The organism is Streptomyces sp. NPDC091682 (assembly GCF_044756625.1).
Lineage (GTDB): Bacteria > Actinomycetota > Actinomycetes > Streptomycetales > Streptomycetaceae > Streptomyces.
Window position 1 is genome coordinate 422,630 of record NZ_JBIVTH010000004.1, and the last position, 22,899, is coordinate 445,528.

Consider the following 22,899-nt stretch of genomic DNA (forward strand, 5'->3'; position numbering starts at 1 on the left):
TAGCACGGGTACCCCCGGGGGTATTTTTGCGGCGCGGGGAGCCCGCTCTCACCCGGCGGCTACCCAGCCGTCGGCCACCCACACGGGCCCCGAAGCGGCGAAGCCCCAGGTCGTTGACCTGGGGCTTCGTCATGGAGTGGATCACGGGGCTCGAACCGTGGAGCGGTGCCGGCCCCGTGCCGGGCGGTACGGCGGGATCAGCCGTGTTCGGAGGTGTAGAGGGAGTCCCTTCGTGCGGGGTCTTCGAGCACGTTGACGATGAACAGGCCGATGTCGAAGTCTTCGGGCTCGGCGAAGGGCGTGGGGTCCTCGGCAGGGTCGATCAGGGTCGCAGGAGCCGCGTACACGACGGACGTGCTGCCGATGGTGAGCCGGCAGCGGCCTCCGAGCCGTTCGTGTCGCGCCTCTGGGCTGCTCCCCAGTCCGATTTCCTGATCGCCGATGCGGAGGTGCAGGGTCGCTCCGTGCCGGTAGAACACCACCGGTACGTCACCCAAGGTGCCGTAGTGGCCCGTTGGGTCCGGCGCGCCGGGTGGTGTCGGTTCGCCCCTGCCGTGGACCTCCAGTGATCCCGTGGCCGGTTCAAAACCGGCCCACTCGCCGTAGCGGTCGAACGACCGGATGATCATCATTCCGTCCTCTTTTCGAGACCGAGGTCCTTCCCGCCGGTGCGGGTCGCGCTCTCGATGATCTGCTCCCAGGTCTTGCCGTTCGCCCTGAGCCAATCGATCGACGGACCGAGCTTGTCACCGTACTTCCCGAGGTTGCGCTCGTAGATCTCATTCCGCTTGGGCTCCGGGGTGAGGTCCTTGTACTTGACGCCGATGTCCCGGCGGGCCTTGTGCAAGGTGCGGGCGATCACCTCGGGCGAGGCGCCCGCGGCCCGCATCTCCGCGGCCTGCCGGGTCAATCCCTCCACCTCGTCGATGTAGGCCTGGCGCAGCGGAGGCAGCGGGGGGCGCGCCGCGCCCTCGGACCGGAGGATGCTCGTTTCCGACTCGGCGACGCTCCGGCGCCACCCCGTCAGACCGCCCAGGCCGGTGACGGCCAGCTGCTGGGCGAGTTCGTCGCCCGCGTGACTGTAGACGTCGGCCAGCTCCTCGCAGCCTTGGTCGCGGAACATCTCGGCGGCCCGGTAGAGGCGGTAGGCCGGGCGGACGGGAAGGTACTTGTCGACGAACGCGCCACTGCCGCCGTTCTGGCCCCTGAGCGCGTGGTAGATGTCCGCGACGAACTGGAAGGGCAGCTTGGCGCCCTCCACCAGTCCGTCGCCGATGATGCTCGCGGCCTGGCCGAAGGAGTGGACCTTGCCGTCGTCGGGGTCGTCCGGGGTGAGGCCGGTCGGGTCGGTGAAGCGGGTGGGTGAGTTGTCGGCGTACGCGTACGCCGAGATGTACGGCCTGCCGGCCGGAAGCGCTGCGGGATCGGTTCCGGTGAGCCGTCCGGTGGTGGGGTCGTAGTTGCGGGCCCTCAGGTAGTAGCCGGCCGCGCTGGTGCTGGGCTCGGTGTAGGCGCCGGTGTAGGTGAAGGGGTTGGCGGGCGGAGCGGCAGCCACATCGGTCCTGGTGGCTTCACCGAATGCCGTGTAGCCGTAGCGGATCCGTGCGGCTCCGCTCGTGTCGGTCACGTCGGTGACGGAACCGAGCTGGTCGTGGTGCAGGAAGTAGCCGCGGCCACCGGTGGTTTCGCTCTGGATCTGGCCCAAGGGGTTGTACTGGTACTCGGCGGTCCGGGAACCGGCGGCGTCGTACTCGGCCCCGATGACGGGCAGGGCTGCGTTGACGTCCCAGGCGGAGGTGCGCAGGACCGTGCTGCCCTTGGAGGCCTTGGTGCGGTTGCCGTCGGCGTCGTAGGCGAACGTGTAGCTGTCCGCGCCGACGGTGACCGAGGTGAGCTGGTTCTTCGCGTCGTAGCCGAAGGTGTTGGCGCCGTCCGAGGTCTGGTTCCCGTCGGCGTCGTAGGTGAAGCCGCGGTGGGTGGAGCCCGTGGCGGCGGCGGTCAGCTGGTCCGCGGCGTCGTACGTGTAGGTGGTGGTGGCACCGGCCCTGGTCTGGGTCTTGCGGTTGCCGACGGAGTCGTAGGTGTAGGTGGTGGCGGCTGCCGTGTCCGGGCAACTCGCCGCCTGCGTGGTCGAGGTGCAGTCGGTGAGGAGCCTGCCGGCGCTGTCGTAGCCGTAGTACTGGTAGCTCGCCGGCTGGCCGGCACGGGTCGCTGCCACGCGGGTGGTCCGGCCGGCGTCGTCGCGCGTGAGCTGCCATTCGGCGAGGACGGCGGCGGCCTTGCTGTTGCTGATGGCGGACAGTCGGCCCGCGTTGTCGTAGGCCCGGCTTTCGACGTGACCGTTGCCCGTCGGCAAGGTGGTGCTCGTGAGCCTGCCGTCGGGGTCGTAGCCGTAGGTGATGGCGCCCGCGGAGCCGGACTGGCTGGTGCGCCGTCCGTCCGCGTCATAGCCGTAGCTGACCTTGGCACCGCCGGCCGGGCCCGTCGCGACGGCGTTGCCGGTCAGGTTGCCCTTGCCGTCGCCGCTCCACTTGCGCAGCTGGTTGCTGGTGTCCGGGGCGACGACGCCCTGGTTGGCGGAGGACCCGAAGCGGCCCACGGCCGGTGTCCCGTACGCGGTCCAGTCGTCCGGCTGGACGACGTGGTTGCCGAAGCCGCCGGTGCCGTTGCCCGGGTAGAAGCGCAGTTTGTGGTTGGCGGTGTCGACGGCGAGGAAGTCCGGCTTGCCGTCGTTGTCGAACTCGCCGGGTACGAGCTGCATCGCGCCCCAGCCCGCGCCGAGGTCGGTACGGTCACCGAGCTTGCCCGCGCCGTCGCCGGGATAGAGGTACAGGTGCCCGTCGGACGGGTTGACGGCGAGGAGATCGAGCTTTCCGTCCCCGTTGAATTCGATGGGGACGACCCGGTAGGTCTTCCAGCCTGTTCCGACGGTCGTGCGGGCCGCGAAGCCTCCCGTGCCGTTGCCCGGGTAGAGGTACATGGTGTTGGCGGTGGAGCTGACGGCGAGGAAGTCCTGCTTGCCGTCCTTGTTGAAGTCGCCCGGGGTGAGGGTCATCGGTCCCCAGCCGGCTCCGAGGTCGACGGCTGCGGCGAAGCCGCCCTTGCCGTCGCCGTCGTAGCGCAGGAGATGACCCGTTGCCTTGTCGATGGCCAGCAGGTCGAGCTTGCCGTCCCCGGTGTACTCGAGCGTGAGGACCTGCTGGAAGCCGGTGCCCGATCCGCTGACCGCGGGTCCGGTCGTGAAGGTGCCGTCCGAACGTCCGAGGAAGGTGCGGATGCCGTTGGTGGCATCGGTGCGGATGACGTCCGTGTAGCCGTCGCCGTCGAGGTCTCCGGAGGCGGTCTGGGTGGCGCCGCTCCAGTCCAGCGGCTGGGGAGCGCTGTAGTCGATGGTCCGCGAGGTCAAGTGACCGGCGGCGTCGTAGGCGTACTTGTACGAACCCTTGCCCGCACTCGGAGTGACTCCGGTCAGCCGGCCGGCGGCGTCGAAGCCCAGGGTTCGCGTGCCGGTGGCATCAGTGACCGTCTTCCGACGTCCGAGGGCGTCGTACGTGGCCGTCACCTGGGGCGTGGTGTCGCTGTAGTTGACCGCGGTCGTCAGGCCGCGGGCGTCGAAGGTGGCGGTGGCGGTGACCCCGCGGGCATTGGTGACCTTGGTCCGGTTGCCGTCGGCGTCATAACCGTAGGTGTCCTTGCGGCCGAGCGGGTCGGCGACGGACGTCGGGCGGCCGGTGTCGTCGTAGCCGTAGGTGGTGGTGTGGTCGTTCGGATCCTTGCGCGTGGCCAGGTCGCCGGCCGCGTTGTAGGTGTAGCTGGTCACGGCGGCGTCGGGTCCGGTCACCTTCGTGATCCGGCCGAGCTCGTCGTAGTCGGACCTGGTGGTCCTGCCCAGTTCGTCCGTGGTCGCCACCACTCGGTTGGTGGCGTCGTAGGAGGTGCTGGTCGCCTTGCCGAGGGGGTTGGTGACCTTGGTCAGGTTGCCGGCCGGGTCGTAGGCGTACGTGGTCGAGAACTTCGCCGGGTCCGCACCCGCGACGTTGCCCCGGGGCTCGACCTGCGTGGCCATGCGCCCGTCGGCGTCGTAGGTGGTGGTGGTCTTGAAGCCCAGTGGTGTCGTCAGGCTGGTCCGGTTCCCGTCCGGGTCGTAGCCGAAGGAGGTGACCTTGCCCAGCGGATCGGTGGAGGACGCGGGGAGACCGGAGTCGGTGTAGGTGTAGCTGGTGACCTTTCCGAGTGGATCGGTGCTCGTCAGGACGTTGTCGTTGCCGTCGTAGGTCGTCTTGGTGATCTGGCCGAGGGCGTTGGTGACGGAGACGGGTCGGTTGAGCGCGTCGTAGGCGGTGGTCGTCACGGCGCCCGACGGGTCGGTCACCGTGGTCTGGTTGCCGTTCTCGTCGTAGCCGTAGGTGGTGGTGAAGGCCGCGGCGTTGGCGCCGGACAGGTTGCCGCGCGGCGAGACCGTGCTGAGCAGCCGGTTCGACTTGTCGTAGGTGTGGGTGGTCTTGTTGCCCAGGGCGTCCGTGGAGGAGGCCAGGTTGCCGTTGGCGTCGTAGCCGCGCGTCGTGACCTTGCCCGCCGGGCTCGTGGTCTTGGTGAGACGTCCGGCCGTGTCGTAGGCGTAGGCGGTGGTCCGGCCCGCAGGGTCCTTCACCGAGGTGAGCCGGCCCGCGTTGTCGTAGCCGTACGTGGTGGTGTGGCCGAGCGGGTCCGTCGTGGAGCTGAGCAGACCGCGCTGGTCGTAGGCGTAGCCGGTGGTGAACGCGTTCGGGTCGGCGCCGGAGACGTTGCCCCGCGGGTCGGTCATCGCGGTGACCCGCCCGGCGGCGTCGTAACGGAACGTCGTCTTCTCGGACGCTGCCGTGGTGACCGAGGTGCGGTTGCCGTCCGTGTCGTAGGCGTACGTGGTGGCCTTGCCGCGCGGGGTCGTGACGCCCGCGAGCGCGCCCACGGCCGTGTACGCGTAGACGACCTTCCCACCGGACGGGTCGGTGCTCGATGCGACGCGGTTGGCGGCGTCGTAGGTGTACGTCGAGGTCTTGCCCCGGCTGTCGGTGTGTCGGGAGATGTTCCCGGCCGCGTCGTAGGCCCAGCTTTCCGTGAGCCCCACCGAGGTCGGGGACTTCCGCGTGGCCATGCGGCCGGCGGCGTCGTAGGTCATCTCCGTGGTGTTGCCGCGCGCGTCGGTGATGGACACCGGGTGCAGGTACCGGTCGTAGCTGTAGGAGACCTTCTTGCCGTACGGGTCGACGCTCTCCATCAGCACGTTGCCGGAGTACACGTCGGTCCAGATGCCACCGTTGGGGTCGGTGGTGTGGGACTCCCGCTTGTTGTCCCAGGTGAACTTCGTGGTCTTGCCCGAGCTGTCGGTTTGGGAGATGACCCGGCCGGCCGCGTCGTAGGTGTTCGACACCTTCCCGCCGCCGCGGCCGGTGGCCGTGGCCACCCGCTTGTTGGCGTCGTAGGTGTAGCTGGCGGCCTTGCCGGCCTGGTCGGTCGCCGAGGTCAGCAGGCCGTCGGTGTAGCCGTAGGAGAGGGACGTCCCGTCGGGCAGCGTGACCTTGGTCAGCAGGCCCGCCGCGTCGAGCGTGAAGGAGACGTTCCGGCCCGCCGCGTCCTTGACCGACGAGAGCTTGCCCGAGGAGTACGTGAGGGTGAGGCCCTGGCCGCTGCGGTCGACGATGGACGTGAGCTGGCCCGAGGCACTGTACGTGTGCCGCGTGTGGTCCGAGGCGGTGACCGTGTACGTCGCGCCCGTCTTGGCCAGCGTGAGGGTGGAGGCCGCAGGGGTGGTGTAGGCCCCGCCCGGCTGCTCCTTGAAGACCACCTGCGCGCCGTCGGCCGAATGAAGTGTCGCGCTGCTGCCGGCGGCGATCGTCAGTTTGGAGTCGAAGGGCGTCGACCAGCCGCGTCCCAAGAGCCCGGCGGTGGTCGAGTCGGACCGGTAGTTGCGGTCCAGGGAGAACGGCGTCCCGGAGCCCGGCAGCGTTGCGTCGGTGTTCCGGTCGTAGAACATGCCGGTCGCCGTGTTGACCGGGTCCGCCCGGTAGCTCTGCCCGTAGCAGGTGCACAGACCTGCCTGCGTGCCGGGAATGTCAGGGGTGTAGAAGGCTTGGACGAGCGGCGAGGTCGTCCCCCCGGGGCTCGCCGATCCGTCGGAACCCATGAGGAAGATCCAGGCGTAGTACTTCTTGCCGTCCTGGAGATGCCCGTTGAGCAGGCTGGAACTCCACCAGAAGCACTGGTCAACGGGGTAGGGGTTGGACGACCACCAGCCGTAGCACCACGCGCCGCTGTCCACCCACTTGCCGGTCGGGTCGTCGGTCGAGCGCTTGATCTCCTGCTGGAGGACCGGGTTCTTCTGCTCGTCCATGACGTAGAGCCACAGGCCCGAGACGGACGAGGCCGGGACCGAGGAGAACTTCGTCTGTCCGCCGATGGTCAGCATGCCGGGGTAGGCGGTCGCGTACGCCGACACCCAGTCAGGATTCGGCACCCCTGCTGCCGCTTGCCCGGACGGACCGCTCCGTTCTCCGGCGGGTTTGCTGGCGGGGCCGGTCTTCGGCGGGGCACTCGGCTTCTGCGCCGGAGCTGCGGGGAGCGTCGGCGGCTTCGGCTGTACGAAGCCGCGCATCGGTGAATGGTCCCCCCGGGACCGGTCCATCTCCTTCCGGCGCTCCGCCAAGGACATGGCCTTGGGCTGCTTCGGTAAGTCCTTGGCGAACTGCGTCGCCGCCCAATCCGGCGGCTGCGCGGCCCGAGCCGCTGGTCGTGCCCACGCTGCATCGGTGACCCCGGCCGTAGCCAGGAGCGCCGATGCCAGGACGAAGACGACTCCGCGACGTGCGGATCTGAACATGGCTCACCCTCCTCTAGTAAAGAAGAAGATCGTCTGCCACCGCGAGCGAATATCGAACAAGGGGCCGAATCTATGGCCGATAATCGATCTACGTGCCGGCTGCCTTCCAGGAGGCGTGGGAGGGGGGCGCGCTCGGACCAACGTGGCCTTTTGGGCGGGTGGTTGGGGGCGTGTCCCTGGAACGGGAAGGACGAATGACTGCGATCGAGCGCCTGTGGGAAGGCCTTCAGCTGCCCATCAAGGACGCACTGCACCATGCCGACGGACGCTCCTGCGGCGTCGCCCTCGACCCCGAAGCGCCGAGGGGTTTCACGGTGCTCGCCCCCTTCGACCTCGACGACGTGCTGGAAGGCGATCCGTCGTGGGTGTCTTCGGTCGATGGGCTCGCCGCGGTGGACCTGGGAGGGGAGGGGCTGCTGTGGGGCGGTGAGGGGGCGCACGGGTCGGAGGGGTTCATTGCGCGCTTGACCGTTGACCGCGCGCTCATCTGGGCGATGTTCTTCGAGGAATCCAATCCGTTCGATCGGATTCGACGGTCAGGGAGCGTGGCTACCGTCAGCTCGACCGCGGGATTCGAGATCACGCTCGACATCGACGACCCGTGGGCCCCGACCTTTGGGCTCGGATAGGGCCGAACGCCGGTGGGGTTCCTTCGGCGGGGAGCCCGCGTGTCCACGGGGCGCGTGACGGCGGTCCCCGGGTCTGCCATGATGAGCAAAGCGGAACATTGTTCCGCTAAGAACGATACGGAATGTAGTTCCACTTTGCAAGGCCCGTCGTGGAAGGAGTGCCGCAGTGGGTGACAGTGGCCGGCAGGAGAGTGCGGCAGGACCCCAGCGCAAGGACGTCCGGCGCAACCAGCAGACCCTGCTGGACGCGGCCGCGGCGGTCTTCGTCGCCTCGGGCGTGGAAGCGCCCGTACGCGACATCGCGGCGAAGGCGGGCGTCGGCGTGGCCACGCTCTACCGGCACTTCCCCACCCGGGCGGACCTCGTCATCGCCGTCTACCGCCACCAGGTCGACGCCTGCGCCGAAGCGGGCCCGGCCCTGCTGGCGGCCGGCCCCACACCGCACGCCGCACTCGAACGGTGGGTCGACCTCTTCGTCGACTTCCTGGTCACCAAGCACGGCCTCGCCGCTGCGATGCAGGCGGACAACGCCGGCTTCGAGGCGCTGCACGCCCACTTCCTCGACCGGCTCGTCCCCGTGTGCACGCAACTGCTCGAGGCGGCCGCCGCCGCGGGCGAGATCCGTACCGGCCTCACCGCGTACCAGCTCATGCGCGGCATCGGGAACCTCTGCATCGGGGCCGAGAGCGACCCCCGCTACGACGCCCGCCAACTGGTCGCGATCCTCGTCGCAGGGCTGCGCGGGCCGCAGTAACCGCTGGGCCGGACCGGCCGGCGCTTCCGCCGTCGTCCGCTGACCCGGGTGCAGGCAACGAAGGAGGCCCAGGTCGCCGACCTGGGTCTCCCTCCACCGCGAACGCCCGGCGCGACTCAGTGCGTCAGTGAAGCAGCCAGCTGCAGACGGGACTCCAGCTGCTCCTTGACCAGTGCCAGCGTCTCCACGTGCTTCTCGGCCAGCTGTCGCTGGTAGGCCGTCGTCACCGCGTAGTGCACTCCCACGAGGTTGACCTCCTGCTTGCACTGCACGTCAGCCTTGGCGGCGGCGACCGCCTTGGGGCCGGAGAGCTCGGTCCCGGCGATACCCAGCTCCTTGGTCGCCTGCATGGGATCCGTGGCCCGGTACCCGACCTTCGACATGCATTCCGACCAGCGCTTGTTGACCGCGCGGACCCGGGAGTCCTCGCGCGTCTTCGATTCGGCCTCGCCCTTGAGGTTGAACACGAAGAGGATGTCCACCTCGTTCGCCTTGCGCGCGTAGAGCTTGAGGAAGGACTCGCGGACGCAGCCGCCCACGGGCACCGGCTTCCCGTTGAACTTCACGCTGCTTCCGCCGGACTTCTGCGCCTCGTCCAGATTCTTGGGCAAGTCGGCCGGGTTCAGGTCGTTCGATCCGTTGAGGGCCAGCGTCTCCGCCTCGGTCAGCGCACTCCCCGGGTTCGGCTGCTCCGGGGCGTTGGCCATCCCGGGATTCATGTATCCGTACTGGGCCGCCGTGTCCGGGTCCGACAGACCGAAGACACGGGCGTTCGACTTGTTGGCGGAGGGGATGCGCTGCTCGGGGGCCCGGTACGTGAAGCCGAGCTGCGCCATGCACTGGCTGGTGAGCGTGGACTGTGCCCGCGTCAGCGTGTCGCTCTGCTCGGGAGTGGCCTCGTAGGCGTCCAGCGGAAAGCTGATGCCCACGGTCTTGAGCATGGCGGGAGTGGAGCTCACCGGCGGTTCCGTGTTTCCGGCGGTGCCGTCCGTGCCCGTGGCGGAGCAGCCCGCCAGAGCGAGGACGGCACCGACGGCGGCCACGTGGCGCCGGATCAGAAGATGATCCACGAGGCCGAGGAGATCTTGTTCTTGTAGGTGTCGGAGGCGTTGCCGCTGTAACCGGCGGGGATCGAGCCGCGCGTGCCCTCCTGGTAGTGGTCGGTCCAGACGTACCAGGTGGAGCTGGAGCGGCTCCAGTACGACGCCGTGTTGTCGTTCGTCTTCTGGCCCGAGCCCGAGCAGCCGCCCACGAACGTGTGGCCGGCGAAGTCGCCCAGGGAAGAGCCGAGGTCGAAGACGCAGCCGCCCTGCCCCGAGTTGTAGTACAGGCCGAACTCCATGGACTCCAGGTTGCCGTTGTACTGGGTCCAGGCCGATGCCGGTGCGGCGGTGCTCAGCGCGAGCCCGCTGATCGCGGCTGCCGACACCGCGAGTGTCGCGACGCGCCTCTTGGTCTTTTTGATGTCCATGTTCCGCCCCCTGGTTGCGAGTTGATGGTCAAGATCACTCGAAAGCAGCCGCAGTAGAGCATGGCCATAACTCGACTGTCTACTTGTTTTGAGGAGCTAGACGTAGCCGATCCGATCGAATTACTCTTCGATCATTCGGCCCGGAAGGCTCCGGCAGACTCATGCCTGCTCCGCCTCCGGCGGTTCCGCCGGGCGAGGCTGGGGCACCCGTGCCCGCTCACCCCGTTCACGTTCATCGGAGTCTCCATGCTCGTTCGTCCGGCCGTGCCCGGATTCGTGGCGGCGGCGCTGCTCGCCTCCGCCCTGGTCACCGGTTGTTCGGGAGGTTCCGGCCAGGCGTCGGACACGAAGTCCCCGCCGCCGAGCGCCCAGGAGCAGGCCTACTACCGGTGCCTCGAAGCGAACGGCGTCACTCTGGAGAAGCGCGACGACGGGCAGCTCCGGGTGGACAAGGACAAGTACGACGCCGCTGTCGAGACCAAGGCGCAGGCGAAGTGCGCCGATCTGCTTCCCGGCCGGGAAGCGGCCGCTCCGGCACCGGCCGACGCCGTGGCCAAGGCGAAGAAGTTCAGCGCCTGCGTGCGCGAGAACGGCTTCCCCAACTACCCGGACCCCGACCCGAAGACGGCCGTGGTCGAGTTGACCGCCGAGGAGCAGCCGACGTACGCGACGGCCACGTTCCAGCTCGCCGCTCGGAAGTGCTCCTCGGACGCGAGCGGCGGCGCGGTCGGCGGCTGAGCCGCGTACGCCTGTCATACGAAGAAGGGCACGGATGGCGCAGGACAGTGGCACCACGACGGATGCGGCTCAGTCGAACCTTCTGGAACCGGCGGTGCCCGAAGCGGGTTCGAGCGGCGTATCGGGCCGGCGCCGATGGCTGCTAGCCGTTGCCGCGGGTGCGGTACTCACGACCCTCGGGGGCCTGGGGGCGGCGCTGCTGGTGAAGTCGCCCGCGCAGGTCGCCGCGGAAGCCGCGGCGCCCCGGCCGGACGTGCTGACCGCGCCCGTGGAGAACCGGGTGCTCACGTCATCGGTCATCACCCGCGGCCAAGTGGTCGCGGGCCAGACGGTCGAGGTGATTCCCCAGGTGACCGCCGGCGAGGGCGCCGCGCGCCCGGTGATCACCAAGACGGGGGTGCGGCCGGGGGACACGGTGCGGGCCGGACAGGTCCTGATGGAGGTGTCCGGGCGACCCGTGTTCGCCCTGGAGGGCGGCCTGCCCGTCTACCGTGACCTGAGCCCCGGCGCCACGGGCGACGACATCAAGCAGTTGCAGAACGCGCTGCGGGCACTCGGTCACTCGTCGGCGCCCGACGCCGCCGGCAGCTTCGGTTCCGGTACGAAGGCCGCACTCAATTCCTTCTACAAGGCGGCGGGCTACAACCCGATATCCGCGAACGGTGCCGAAGGCGACCCGGTCGCGGAGGCCCGCAGCCAGGTCACCGCCGCCCAACGCGCTCTGGAGGACGCCCAGGGCGCGCGGACGCAGGGTGCCAAGCCGGGCTCCGGGGCGACCACCGCCGGCCCGGCCGGCGGTGACGACGGCAAGGCCGTGCGCAGGGCGCAGGAGGACCTGGCCGCGGCACAGAAGAAGCTCGCCGCCGCCGAGACGGTCGCCGGGCCGAAGCTGCCCGCGGCCGAGGTGGTGTTCTTGCAGAGCTTCCCGGCCCGGGTGGACTCGGTGGCCGCGAAGGTCGGTGGCGAGGCGACCGGCACCGCGATGACGCTGTCCGCCGGCAAGCTCCTGGTGCAGGCGTACGTCCCCGAGTACCAGAAGGACCTCATACGGCCGGGACGCGCGGCCGAGATCTACTCCGAGGTGACCGGTACGTCCGCGAAGGGCGAGGTCACGCTCGTCTCGGACAAGCGTTCCACTGCCGGTTCGTCGACCGGACAGGCGAAGGGCGGGGCGGGTGTGCCCGCTGCGGGCGGGCAGGGGGCGACGGGCTGGCTCGTGGAGATCACTCCCAGCACGCCGTTGAAGGCCGACCTGACCGGCCAGGACGTACGCGTCACGGTCACCGCGGCGTCGACGGACGGCAAGGCGCTCGTCGTGCCGATCACGGCGATCAGCTCCGGAGCCGACGGCCGGACCACCGTGACCGTGCTCGAAGCGAGCGGCGAGCGGCGTCGGGTGGAGATACGGACGGGTACGGCGGGGGACGGGTTTGTGGCCGTGACACCCGTGGCGGACGGTTCGTTGACCGGAGGCGACCGGGTGATCACCGGAGTGCCGCGGGAGAAGGCTTCCCCGTGACCGCGACCGCGGCCGCCGAGGCCGACGGGGCCGCAGCCGCCGACGGGGCGACGGCCGAGCCGGTGATCGAGTTCCGCGGGATCGGACTGACCTATCCCGGACCGCCTCCCGTGACCGCTCTCAGAGCCTGTGACCTGACCGTCGAGCAGGGCGAGTTCGTGGCCGTCGTCGGCCCGTCGGGGTCGGGGAAGTCCACGTTCCTCAACATCGTCGGGCTCCTGGACGCCCCCACTGGCGGAACGTACCTCCTGGACGGCATAGACACCGGCACCCTCCGGGACGCCGACCGCACTGCGCTGCGCGGACTGCGCATCGGGTTCGTGTTCCAGTCCTTCCACCTGCTGCCCCAGCGCAGCGCGTTGGAGAACGTGACGCTCGCCCTGGTCTACGACGGCACACCCCGGCGGGAGCGGCGCGCCCGTGCCCTGCACGCACTGGAGCAGGTCGGTCTCGGCCACCGCGTCGACTCACTGCCCACGAGGCTGTCCGGCGGGGAGCGGCAGCGGGTGGCCATCGCACGGGCGCTGGTGACCCGGCCGTCCCTGCTGCTGTGCGACGAACCGACCGGAAACCTCGACACGGCGAACGCCGACTCCGTACTCGCCCTGTTGGAAAGGCTGCACGCGGACGGCATGACCGTGCTGGTGATCACCCACGATCCGCTCGTCGCCGCCCGCGCCAAGCGCACCGTGACGATTCGAGACGGAGTGCTGAGCGTCTCGGACCCGGTCGCTTCCGAGGTGGCCACGTGAGGCGCGCGCGGCGTACGAACCCCATCCGGCCTTCCGTGTTCGCCTGGCACGACGTGCTCTCCGAGTCCCTCGCCGGAATGCTCCAGCGGCCCGGTCGCTCCGCTCTGACCGCCCTCGGTACGGTCCTCGGCGTGGGCACCTTCGTGGCGATCCTCGGACTGACCGCCACCACCTCCTCACAGATCGACACCCGGTTCAACGCCCTCAGCGCGACCGAGGTGACCATCGAGGACATCGGCCACGAACAGAGCGAGTTCGCCGGGCTCGCCTTCCCGACGGACGCCGACGCACGGATCGAGCGGCTCAACGGGGTCGAGCACGCAGGGGTGTTTTGGCCGGTGAGGCTGGAGGCGGAGGAGGCGGTGCGCTCCTCCGCCGTCGTCGGGGGCGGCGGGGCCCAGAACACCACGGACGTCGTGGCCGCCTCGCCCGGGGTGCTCGCCGCGGCGGGCGCCCGCCTGGCGGAGGGAAGGCTCTACGACGCCTACGCCTCCGATCAAGCGGCGCCGGTGGCCGTCATCGGGACGGGAGTTGCCGACCGGCTCGGCATCACCACACTGGAGACCAACCCGGCGATCTTCATCGGCAACCGGCCGTTCACCGTCATCGGCATCGTCGCCGGCACGGAGCGGAAGGCCGACCTGCTGCTGTCGGTCGTCGTACCGCGCAGCACGGCGGAACGCATCTGGGGCACGCCCACCTCCGGCGGAGCGAAGATGCTGGTCACGACCAGTCTCGGGGCGGCTCCGCAGATCGGGCACGAGGCCCCGACGGCGCTCCGCCCCGATCACCCGGAGTACTTCAAGGTCATTCCGCCACCGGACCCCAAGACGCTGCGGGGCCAGGTCGGCGACGACCTGAACCGGCTGTTCCTCCTCCTGGCGGCCATCTGCCTCGTGATCGGCGCCGTCGGCATCGCGAACACCACCCTGGTCGCCGTACTGGAGCGCACGGGGGAAATCGGTCTGCGCCGGGCGCTGGGCGCACGCGGACGCCACATCACGGTGCAGTTCCTCGCGGAGTCCGGCGCACTCGGCGCGCTGGGCGGCCTCGTCGGCACCTCCCTGGGCGTCCTGACCGTGGTATTGGTCGCCGTGGTCCGCGACTGGACCCCGGTGGTCCACCCGGCGACGGCGGCAGCGGCACCGGCCATCGGACTGGCGACGGGCCTCGTCGCGGGCCTCTACCCCGCATGGCGCGCGGCGCGCATCCAGCCGGCGGAAGCCCTCCGCCGCTGATGCCCGCCGCACCGCGGCGGCTCCGCGCCCCGGCCGGGACGACGGGGATCGAACCCGCGCCACACGCTCGGGAACCACTCGGTGCTCGGCGTGCGCACTGCATCTGACCTGCGAAGGCTGCCGCGGGACGATCAGCGGGGCGCCGCGCTCCGGACCGCCGCTCCGAGCGCCACTTGCGTGTTGATCAGCATGGCGCTGCCGAAGAACGCGTCGAGCTCCTCCCGCGTGGCCCCGGAACGGCTGTGGACCAGCTCCCACAGATCGAACCAGCGCTGACGCAGGCCCTCCGCGAATGCGGACTGCTCCGGTGAGGCGGCGACGACGTAGGCCTGCATCTGCATGAGCAGCACGTCACGTTCCTCGAGCAGTCCCGCGTAGGCATCGGCCATCGCCGCCAACGCCTCGACACCGTACGAGCCTTTGGCCGCCTGTACGAGGACCTCCGCGACGCGACGGAAGCACCGGTCCGTGGCAGCGGTGAAGAGCACCTGCTTGGTCGGGAACAACCGGAAGACATAGGGCTGTGAGACACCGCCCCGCCGGGCGATCGACTCCGTCGACGTGCCGTGGTAGCCACCTCTGGCGAACTCCACCACCGCCGCCCGGACGAGGATCTCGCGTCGCTCGTCCGCACTCATCCGCACGGCCGGTCGCTTCCACCGTCGACGGGGCCCTCCCGGACGGTGGGCCCCTTCGCCGGATGTCACGACCGGTCGCCGAGGCGGGCCACTCCCGGGACCGCGAGGCACAACAGGCTCGACGCCACGACCAGGACGCCGCCGCCGATCAGGGTGGCGCGGGCGCCGAAGGCGCCGACGAACGGGCCGACCAGGAGGTAGCCGAGGGGGAGCAGGGCGTAGGCGCTGAGCTGGTCCAGGGCGAACACCTTGCCCAGGACGTCGCCGGGGAAGGCCCGTTGCAGCGCGGACACCCAGTACACGAAGTACAGTTCCACGACGAAACCGCCCAGCGCGAAGCAGGCGATGACCCCTGCCAGGGGGAACGGGCCCGCCAGCGAGAGCGGGACCAGGGCGTACCCGGTGAGCACCAGCATGGCCACCGTGCCGGGGGCCTTCGGACGCCAGCGGCCCGCCACGACGATCGCCGGGAGCGCGCCGACGGCCATCGAGGCCAGGACCACGCCGTAGGCGACGTCGCCGCCGAAGTGCTCGCGGGCCACCACCGGCAGCAGGGTCAGCGCCGTCGCGGACCCGGCGAACAGGTGCAGGCAGACGGTGAACATCACGGCCATCGACCAGGGCCTGCGGCGCACCTCCCGCAGCCCGTGGGCCGCGTCCTTGAGCACCGAACGGCGCTCGCTGCCGGAGGAAGGCGCCTCTTCCGGCACGTTCAGCACGGTCAGCGCGCCCAGCGCGAAGACCAGGCCGGCGAGGACCAGCGCCGTACGCACACCCACGAGGGCCACCAGTGCGACACCGAGCAGCGCGCCCAGCACGGCCGAACTGCGGTGAGCGCCGGCGACCAGGGCGTTGCCGCGCTCCAGCAGCCCGTCGGGCAGCAGCGAGGGGATGAGGGAGCGGGCGGCCGGGCGGGACATCGCCTCTCCCCCGCCCATCAGCATGGTCAGTACGGGCAGCGCGGCGATCGGCAGCCATGTGAGCAGGGCGGCCGCGGTGAGGATCAGTACGGCGCGGAACAGATCGGCGGCGAAGAGGATCCGGGTGCGTCGCATCCGGTCGGCGAGCACACCACCCGCGAGCAGGCACAGGACCAGCGACACCGCGCGGCCGCCGAGCACCAGGCCGACCTCGCCGGCGCCGCCGCCCGAGTTGAGTACGTACAGGCTCAGCGCCACCGGCAGCAGCTGGTCGCCGACGGCACCGCTGGCTTGGCCCAGCCACACCCGCAGGAACCGCGGATGCGCGCGCAGGGTCTCGGGGACGGGGCCGGCCCGGCCGGCCTGGCCCGGTACGAACTCGGTGCTCATGCGGCGGCCTCGTCGTCGCGGTCGCCGTCACCGTCGTGATCGCGGTCCTGAGCGCGCTCGCGGGGGCCGACCGGTGCCACGAGCCCGATGCTGACCAGCGCCTGCGAGACCTCCGTGGCGTCCTGGACGCCGAGCGCCTTGACCAGTGCCCCGAAGTCGAGGTCCGGGCCGCGGCGCAAGGAGCGGAGTGCGGGCGCGACCGCCTTCGGCAGGCGGGCCGAGTGGGTGCCCGTCGTCAGCAGCGCGGTGCCGTCCTTCTCCTCCGTCACCCGGAACACCGCCCCGTCGCGCAGTCGGTAGGGGGCGGCCGCCGCGGACCCGGGCAGCACGGAGACCGGTTCGGGGACGACGGACTTGAAGGCGGCCTTGCGCACGGCCCAGAGGACGTCGGCGGGGTCGGCCGTCTTCGCGGACGCGGCCAGCCGCTCCGCCGCCTCGGCGAGCACGGTGCGCGCCAGCTCCGCGTCGTCCTCCAGGGCGTCGAGCGAGACGGTTCCGCGCAGCCAGGCATCGTCGCCGACGGCCTGGCTGACCAGCTCGGTCAGCAGGTCGTGGCGGGTGACCGGGGGGATGGCGATCGTCAGGTGCATGGAGAGGTCCTCCTGCGTGCGGGGCGAGTGGAAGGTGCCGCGGGGGAAGTACAGCGAGTCGCCCTCGCGCAGCACCAGTTCGGCCAGCGGCTCGCTTTCGGCGCGCAGTTCGTTCCGGCGGCGGTCCGTGGAGTCGAACCAGGCGTGCCGCGGCAGGGGGTCGGTGAACGGCTGGGTGCGCAGCTCCCACCGCTTGTTGCCGGTGATCTGCAGGACGAGGACGTCCTCGATGTCGTAGTGCAGGTCCACGCCCTGTGAGTGCGGAGGGGTGACGAAGGCGTTGATGCGTACGGGGTGGCCGAGTTCGGCGGACAGCTCGTGGGCGAAGCGGCGCAGCGGAGGGTGGATGCGCTGCAGGGAACGGATGATGAGGGTGTGCCCCGACGCGAGCGCGGAGCGCACGGTGTCCGTCGACACGAACGGCGCGGCGCCCGGTGTGTCGCCCTCCTCGGCTACGGCGCCCCGGGTGACGGGCGCTTCGACGTTGTCGCGCAGCAGCCGGATCGAGGAGGTGCGCAGGCCCGCGGCGAGTACGTCGTCCAGGGCCTCGGGCGAGAAGAGGTCGGCGAAGCCGCCGGGCAGTTCGGCCGCCGTGCTGTGCAGGTGCCGACGGCCGAATATCCGGTCGCGGAAGGTGTCGGCGGATGTGGAGATGCAGCGTCCCAGGGCCATGGTCCGCTCCCTTCGGTTGTCGGATCGCCAGTTGCCGGACGGGCGTGCAGAGGGGGGGGCGTGCAGAGGTGCGGGGTCAGGGTGCGAGGCGCAGGGCGCCGCGCACCAGGAGCTGGCTCAGCGGGCCGCTGCCCACGGCGTGCGGATCGTCGGTGGTGAAGTCGCCGGAGCGGACGGTGCCGCCGCCGGCGAGCCGCTCCAGGACCTCGCGGGCGGTGGCCGGGAACTGGGCGCGGAAGCGCCCGAAGTCGGCCTCCAGCGCTCCGCCCTCGTCGTCGCGCAGCCGGATCCGGCCGGCCGCCGTGTAGCGGGCGCCGGGTGTGGCCAGGGCCTCGAGACCGTGCAGCACGGCGGCGAGCGCGGTGCCCCCCTCGCCCGTGCCGACGGTGGCGGGCGGGGCGGGTACGGCGGGCAGCCGGTCGAGTGCGCCGGACGCGAGCTCGCGCACCAGGGCGCCGATCTCCTCGGCCGGGTCGAGCGTGTTCAGGTCGCGGTCCTGCCCGGCCTCGCGCAGCGCGGAGAGCACGGTGTCGGCGGTGAGCGCGCCGAGCGTGGGCCGCCGGGCGGCGAGGGAGAGGTGCAGGGAATGGCCGCCGGTGGACTCGGCGTGGTGCGGGGTGCCGCGCGGCACGTACATGACGTCGCCGGGGTTGAGCAGCGGGGTGAGCGCGACCGGGCCGAGGGCGGACGGTGACAGGGCGCCCGGTGTGAGGGGCACCGGCCGCAGCTGCTCGTGGACGGTCCACTGCTTGCTGCCGGAGAGCTGGAGGACGAAGACGTCCTCGTCGTCGATGTGCGGGGCCAGGCCCTTGCGGTCGGGCGGCGTGAGGAACGCGACGGCGTCCACGGGGCAGGCCAGGGCGGCCGCGAGCCGGCCGCAGAGCGCCCGTACGGAGGGGACGAGCAGTTCCACGGCGTCGAGGACGAGGGTCGAGCCGAGACTGAAGTGGCTGAGCACCTTCTCCGGGACGATCGCATCGGTCACGGTGCCGTGCCCGATGTGGCGGATGCCGGTGTACTGGCTCTCGGCGACCGCCTGTCCGTCGCGCACCAGGCGGACGTGGGGCAGCCGCAGGGCCCGGGTGGTGAGCAGATCGGCGATGTCGGCGAGGGCGAGGAGGCCGGCGAAGGCGTCGGCGGACGCGGCGGGCCGCAGCAGGGGGGTCCTGGTCCAGTGCGCGCGCAGGAACGTCTCGGGGTCGCCCACGAGCGAGGCGAGCCCGTCGGCGTCGGCCGCGGCGGGGGCGTGTGCGGCCTTGACGGCGTCGTCGGCGGTCGTGATCGTCATCGGACTTCCTGGGGCGGGGGGAAGGCGAAGTCGGCGGGGACCAGCGGCCCGGGGCCGTCCGGGATGCCGGCGGAGAGCAGGTACACGGCGAACTCCTCGGCGGGATCCACCCCGAGGAAGCGCTCCACCTCGTCGTCGGCGAAGGCGACGGTCTGGAACGGGCCGAGGCCCAGCGCGGTGGCGGCCAGGGCGAAGGTCTGGCCGTAGTGGCCGGCGTCGTACATCCACAGCCGGTAGGCGCGGGGATGACGGTACTTCCAGGCGAGCCGGTTGGCGACGGCCGTGGTGAAGATCGTGAACGCCCCCTCGTAGGAGGGTTCTTGGTGGTACGTGAGTTCCGCGACCCGCTCCCGGGGCGCGTCCGGGTCCAGCAGTTCCAGGGCGTGGCGGGCGGCCGAGTAGTGGTAGAGGCCCGGCTGGACACCCTCGACGTCGTAGACCACGACGTACGCCTCGACCTCGTGGCGGCCGCCGGCGGAGGAGCTGACCCGGCACTGCTGGGCGCCGAACGGGCCGCCGTGGATGAACCGGTGCGGCGCGAAGCTGTGGAACAGCAGGGTCCCGAGCTGGTCCAGGGAGACCGGGGCGCCGGTGAACTTGCGGTGCGTACGCCGGGTGGCGAAGACGTCCTCGACCGGGACGTCCAGACGCAGCGGTCGCCGCGGCAGCATCACGACCGGGTTCCCCGGATACTCCTTGAAGATGTCCGGGGCGCCGCCCTCGGTCAGGATTTCCTCGACGAGCTCGACCCGCTGGGGTGAATGGACCAGGTAGTTGGCGTTGCGCGCCTCGTCGTGGAAGCGCTCGGTGACGGGGCCCCAGCGCTCCCACAGCTCGGGCAGCGGCGGAGCGCCCTCGTTCGGGACCAGGACGCCGAGGCCGGTGAGGGTCTCCACGGCCTGCCGCACCCGGGCGCGCTCCTCGACGGGATACCGCTCGGCGAGCTCCTCCGCGTCGGCCCCCGCGCCGGCCTTGGCCAGGAGGTCGAGCAGATCGGGAGTGACCTCGATCCAGCGGCGCTGCCCGGGAATTCCCATGCGCAGTCCGTCTTTTTGCCAGCTGCAGACCAGGTGTTCCCGGCGGCGGACCTTCATGGTCGAGTCTCCTCATCCGTTTCCTGGGCGCAGTGCGGGGGATTACGTTGGAAGGTGCAAAGTCGCTTGGTGGCGCGAGCACGCCCGACTGCGAGACACGGCCCGTCTCGCAGCCGAGCGCTTCATGCTTCGGGCCCCTCGTTCATGCGGGCCCTTTCTCAGCTACTTGCTCGGGTGGTGGGCCACAACTTCGCGGTCCTCGATGATGACGATGTCCATTCCGTTCACCTCCCTTCGGAGCTTTCGGGATCGGATCACCTCGTCAGAGGCTCGGGTGGTGGGCCACAACTTCGCGGTCCTCGATGATGACGATGTCCATTCCGTTCACCTCCCTTCGGAGCTTTCAGGATCGGATCACCTCGTCAGAGGCTCGGGTGGTGGGCCACGACCTCGCGGTCCTCGATGATGACGATGTCCATATCTCTACACCTCCCTCGATCTCCCGGGTAATTGCGGCGGGATTTCCGCGCTGAATCAATGACATCATTCCGAGGGTGGCGCGTAAAGCCTTTCCGGGAACGTTCTGCGGGGCATCGGAATTCCTGAATTCCGATAGGGGAATCCGATTCCTCACTTCTTTTGGTTTGTCGTGGACAAACGGCGAAATCCGGCTGTGAGACGTGGCGCGTCTCACAGCCGGATCGATTTCGGTCAGGGCCCTGCCCGGGTGGCGAGGGCCCTTATTCGCTCATGGCGGCCGGCGCGGGGGCCGGGATGACGGGGGACGGGGTCGCACGGAGAGCCGAACGGGCCAGGGTGAGGGCGACGACGGCACCCACCGACCCGGCCGCGCAGACGACCAGGCCGGGGGCGAAGACCGTACCGGCGGCCCCGAAGAGGGCGATGCCGACGCCTTGGACGGTCATCAGGCCGCTGCTCTGCACGGTGAACAGCCGTCCGCGGTAGGCGGGTTCGGTGGCCGCGAGGATCAGCGGGTCGATGCCCTGGTTGAAGGCGAAGCCGGCACCGGACAGGGCGAGCAGCAGTGCGGCGGCGGGGACGGAAGGAGAGGCCGCGAAGAAGACGAGCGGCAACTGGCTGAGGATCACCAGCGGCACGACGAGACGCCGGCGGGTGGCCGGTGACAGCCGGGCCACGGTGATCTCGCCGGCGACCGTGCCGACCGCGTAGCCGGTGAACAGCGCGCCGGCCGCCGTGGCGGCAGCGCCGGTCTGGACGGTGTAGGCGACGGCCAGCCCGTCGCCCACCGAGGAGAAGGCGGGCACCGCCCAGGACAGCAGGAGCAGCCGGCGCAGCCGCGCGGTGCGCAACAGGTACCGCAGGCCGCTCAGCGACTCCCGCAGCACGGAGGGTTCGGCTGCCGCTCCCTCCTGTCCGGCCGCCGAATTGGCGGGGGTGGCGGGGGTGCCCAGTCTCAGCAGTGCGGCCGAGACCAGGAAGCTGGCGGCGTTGGCGACGAGCACCCAGCGCGGTCCGACCAGGGCGATGAGGACGCCGCCGACCGCGAACCCGGACACCACCGCGGTCTGGCTGATGGTGCGCAGCAGCGACCGGCCCACGGGGAACAAGTCGCCGTCCAGCAGCTGGGCCAGACTCGCGGCTCGCGCTCCCTGGAAGACGGGAGCGATGAGACCGGTGACGACGAGCAGACCGAGAAGGGCGGGTACGGGCATTCCGGGGATCGTCATCGCCGCGACGCAGCCGGCGCAGATCAGGTCGGAGGAGACCAGCAGGGGGCGGGCGGGCAGGCGGTCGGCGACGGAGGACAGCAGCGTGCCGCCGACGGCGTACGGCAGGAAGGTGCAGACGAACACCAGCGCGGAGAGCAGGGCGGACCCGGTGCGCTGGAAGACCAGGACGGACAGGGCGACCTCGGCGGCGATGGTCCCCAGCATGGAGATCGCGTGCGCGAGGTACACGGCGCGCATCGCGGGCAGGCGCAGGACGGCCGAGACTCCGGTGGGGAGGGGCTGGTCGGACCCGCTGCCGCGGGTCCGACCAGTAGCCTTAAGCCCTGCTCGCTTCGTTTCAGTGGGCGTGACGCATGATGTCTTCACCTCTTTTCTCATCGGTGGGCAACTTCCCCTTCTTCCTGCGGGCTCCGCCCTGTCGGGCGGTCTTCCGCGGAAAAAGAAACCTTGAACTCGTAGAAGCCGTGTTCCGTCACATTGGGCCTCGGAACGGGCTCGCCCAGGAGTCGGGCGTGCGGATAGCGCCGGCCGATGGTGGCGAACACTTCCCTGGCGACGCTCACTGCGACGGGTGCGCCCAGGCAGGTGTGCGGGCCCCGGCCGAATCCGAGATGCCGGTTGGGACTCCTGTCGAGAAGGAGCTCGCCCGGACTGGCGAACGCACGGGGGTCCCGGTTGGCGGCGGGGAGGAACATCGACACCACCTGCCCCCTGCGGATGAGCTGGCCCCCGAGAGCCGTGTCGTTCACACAGGCGCGGCTCTCGACGTGCACCGGGCCCGCGAACCTGACGAGTTCGTTGACGGCGGCGTCGGTGCCGGCCCGCGGGCGTCGCTCGGCCGGAATGCGGAGCAGCGTGAGCAGGCCGGTGGCGAGGAAACGATTGGCGGTCTGGAAACCGGCCTGGAGGACGACGCGCAACGAGTTCAGCAGGACGTCGTGCTCGATGCCCTCCCGCTTCCCGCTGTGCGCCACGTGGCTCACGAACCCGTCCGCGGGCGGCGACTCCAACCACCGGCCGACCAGTGCCGACAGCTCGGCCCGAGCCGCCACGCCGGGCTCGTAGCACTCCGGCCGGAGGCTGAAGTCCATACCGTCCACGATGGTGTTCGAGAGCGGGACGAACCAGGCCGGGTCGGGCTGGGGGATCCCGAGCAGCGCCGAAATGACCCGCAGCGTGAGCGGCTCGGCCAGCTCCGATACGAAGTCGAAACCGGGCCGGTGTTCCACCGCGGCGAGCAGCTCCTCGAGGCCCGACCGGAGCGCGTCCTCGAGGGCGTAGGGGCTGACGGCCTTGAACCCCTCGTGCATCAACTGCCGGATCTGGGTGTGCTCCGGCGGGTCCAGCGTCTGCAGGCTGAGCAGCGAGGCGGGCGTCTCCACGTCGATGCGACGCCAGTCCTGGCAGAAGTTCTCGATGTCTCGGAATACCCGGAAAGACTCGTCGTAGCCGGTGATGAGCCACGCCTCGATTTCAGAATCCCAGATGACCGGACCCTGTCGATTCCACTCCCGATATATCGGGTGCGGGTCCATGAGGGCGCTCGGGTCGAGGAGACTCAGAACACTGGGCGCCGTCATGATCCCTCCCTTTCCTTTCCGTCGACTTCTGAATTAATGCTCGCGTGGCAGTGCCGGCTCGTCAATTGCTTTCCAACGGTATTCTCGAGTCCTCGAATTCACTGAACCCGGGATCTGG

At 70.4% G+C, this 22,899-nt stretch carries 17 protein-coding genes; 6 read left to right on the top strand and 11 right to left on the bottom strand.

Annotation, left to right across the window (positions count from 1 at the left end; translation table 11 throughout):
• Positions 1-197: 197 nt before the first annotated feature.
• Both ACIQK6_RS12640 and ACIQK6_RS12645 read right to left on the bottom strand, forming a co-directional pair.
• Positions 198-632: a hypothetical protein gene (locus tag ACIQK6_RS12640; RefSeq protein ID WP_402694765.1), complete on the bottom strand. Its 435-nt coding sequence runs from the start codon at positions 630-632 to the stop codon at positions 198-200.
• Positions 629-6,475: an FG-GAP-like repeat-containing protein gene (locus ACIQK6_RS12645; RefSeq protein WP_329100039.1), complete on the bottom strand. Its 5,847-nt coding sequence runs from the start codon at positions 6,473-6,475 to the stop codon at positions 629-631. Before ACIQK6_RS12645 ends, ACIQK6_RS12640 begins: the two co-directional genes overlap by 4 nt.
• A 575-nt stretch (positions 6,476-7,050) precedes the next feature.
• Here ACIQK6_RS12645 and ACIQK6_RS12650 point away from each other — a divergent pair.
• Positions 7,051-7,485 carry a hypothetical protein gene (locus ACIQK6_RS12650; RefSeq protein WP_329100038.1) on the top strand — a complete coding sequence of 145 codons (435 nt, stop codon included), beginning with the start codon at positions 7,051-7,053 and terminating at the stop codon, positions 7,483-7,485.
• A gap of 166 nt (positions 7,486-7,651) precedes the next feature.
• Entirely contained in the window at positions 7,652-8,239 is a 588-nt protein-coding gene (locus ACIQK6_RS12655) for a helix-turn-helix domain-containing protein (protein ID WP_329100037.1), read from the top strand.
• A gap of 116 nt (positions 8,240-8,355) precedes the next feature.
• Here ACIQK6_RS12655 and ACIQK6_RS12660 read toward each other — a convergent pair whose 3' ends face one another.
• Positions 8,356-9,309, bottom strand: a complete 954-nt coding sequence (locus ACIQK6_RS12660; RefSeq protein ID WP_402694766.1) for a hypothetical protein — start codon at positions 9,307-9,309, stop codon at positions 8,356-8,358.
• On the bottom strand, positions 9,294-9,710 hold the full coding sequence (locus tag ACIQK6_RS12665) for a hypothetical protein (RefSeq protein ID WP_329100033.1): 417 nt from the start codon (positions 9,708-9,710) through the stop codon (positions 9,294-9,296). The genes ACIQK6_RS12660 and ACIQK6_RS12665 overlap by 16 nt, the downstream gene beginning before the upstream one ends.
• Positions 9,711-9,956: 246 nt before the next feature.
• On the opposite strand from ACIQK6_RS12665, the gene ACIQK6_RS12670 reads away from it, so the two are divergent.
• The 4 genes from ACIQK6_RS12670 to ACIQK6_RS12685 all read left to right on the top strand — a co-directional run bounded on the left by ACIQK6_RS12670 (position 9,957) and on the right by ACIQK6_RS12685 (position 13,957).
• Entirely contained in the window at positions 9,957-10,448 is a 492-nt protein-coding gene (locus ACIQK6_RS12670; protein WP_329100032.1) for a hypothetical protein, read from the top strand.
• Positions 10,449-10,482: 34 nt separating this feature from the next.
• The gene (locus tag ACIQK6_RS12675; protein ID WP_329100031.1) at positions 10,483-11,967 is read left to right on the top strand and encodes a peptidoglycan-binding protein; all 1,485 of its coding nucleotides are present in this window, start codon (positions 10,483-10,485) and stop codon (positions 11,965-11,967) included.
• A 62-nt stretch (positions 11,968-12,029) separates the two neighbouring features.
• Complete coding sequence (locus tag ACIQK6_RS12680) at positions 12,030-12,719, top strand: ABC transporter ATP-binding protein (RefSeq protein ID WP_329107763.1); 690 nt, start codon at positions 12,030-12,032, stop codon at positions 12,717-12,719.
• Positions 12,716-13,957 carry an ABC transporter permease gene (locus ACIQK6_RS12685; RefSeq protein ID WP_402694767.1) on the top strand — a complete coding sequence of 414 codons (1,242 nt, stop codon included), beginning with the start codon at positions 12,716-12,718 and terminating at the stop codon, positions 13,955-13,957. The genes ACIQK6_RS12680 and ACIQK6_RS12685 overlap by 4 nt, the downstream gene beginning before the upstream one ends.
• 131 nt (positions 13,958-14,088) lie before the next feature.
• On the opposite strand, the gene ACIQK6_RS12690 is transcribed toward ACIQK6_RS12685, so the two are convergent.
• The 7 genes from ACIQK6_RS12690 to ACIQK6_RS12720 form a co-directional block, all read right to left on the bottom strand.
• Positions 14,089-14,595, bottom strand: coding sequence for a TetR/AcrR family transcriptional regulator (locus ACIQK6_RS12690; protein WP_329100029.1), 507 nt, complete (start codon positions 14,593-14,595; stop codon positions 14,089-14,091).
• A gap of 65 nt (positions 14,596-14,660) precedes the next feature.
• Positions 14,661-15,905, bottom strand: a complete 1,245-nt coding sequence (locus ACIQK6_RS12695) for an MFS transporter (RefSeq protein WP_329100028.1) — start codon at positions 15,903-15,905, stop codon at positions 14,661-14,663.
• Positions 15,902-17,167, bottom strand: coding sequence for a JmjC domain-containing protein (locus ACIQK6_RS12700; protein ID WP_329100027.1), 1,266 nt, complete (start codon positions 17,165-17,167; stop codon positions 15,902-15,904). Before ACIQK6_RS12700 ends, ACIQK6_RS12695 begins: the two co-directional genes overlap by 4 nt.
• A gap of 76 nt (positions 17,168-17,243) precedes the next feature.
• Complete coding sequence (locus ACIQK6_RS12705; protein WP_329100026.1) at positions 17,244-18,455, bottom strand: JmjC domain-containing protein; 1,212 nt, start codon at positions 18,453-18,455, stop codon at positions 17,244-17,246.
• Positions 18,452-19,549 (bottom strand): SagB/ThcOx family dehydrogenase, encoded by a 1,098-nt coding sequence (locus ACIQK6_RS12710; protein ID WP_329100025.1) that lies wholly within the window; start codon positions 19,547-19,549, stop codon positions 18,452-18,454. The genes ACIQK6_RS12705 and ACIQK6_RS12710 overlap by 4 nt, the downstream gene beginning before the upstream one ends.
• 680 nt (positions 19,550-20,229) lie before the next feature.
• The gene (locus ACIQK6_RS12715; RefSeq protein WP_329100024.1) at positions 20,230-21,579 is read right to left on the bottom strand and encodes an MFS transporter; all 1,350 of its coding nucleotides are present in this window, start codon (positions 21,577-21,579) and stop codon (positions 20,230-20,232) included.
• Positions 21,576-22,781 carry a cytochrome P450 gene (locus tag ACIQK6_RS12720; RefSeq protein ID WP_329100023.1) on the bottom strand — a complete coding sequence of 402 codons (1,206 nt, stop codon included), beginning with the start codon at positions 22,779-22,781 and terminating at the stop codon, positions 21,576-21,578. Before ACIQK6_RS12720 ends, ACIQK6_RS12715 begins: the two co-directional genes overlap by 4 nt.
• Between the last annotated feature and the right edge of the window lie 118 nt (positions 22,782-22,899).